Below are 214 nucleotides of genomic sequence, written 5' to 3'. Positions count from 1 at the left end.
GAAGTACCCGTTGGAGTTGCGTGAGCGTGCGGTACGGATGTATCGGACCGCCGAGCCGAAGCCCGTGATCCGCCGCATGGCCGAGGATCTCGGCGTGCACCACGAGGCCCTGCGTAACTGGATCCGGCAGGCCGAGGCCGACGCCGGCGAGCGAGGAGACCTGCTCACCACCGCCGAGCGCGAGGAACTGGCCGCCCTGCGGAAGGAGAATGTC

General features: G+C 68.7%; 1 protein-coding gene. It reads left to right on the top strand.

The annotated features are described in order from the left end of the window. Positions 1–10: 10 nt before the first annotated feature. A partial coding sequence (locus tag IF09_RS48760) for a transposase (RefSeq protein WP_418953106.1) occupies positions 11–214 on the top strand: 204 nt, incomplete at its 3' end.

The organism is Streptomyces katrae (genome assembly GCF_000717655.1).
Classification (GTDB): Bacteria; Actinomycetota; Actinomycetes; order Streptomycetales; family Streptomycetaceae; genus Streptomyces; species Streptomyces katrae_B.
This window is presented reverse-complemented; position numbering and strand designations above follow the sequence as displayed.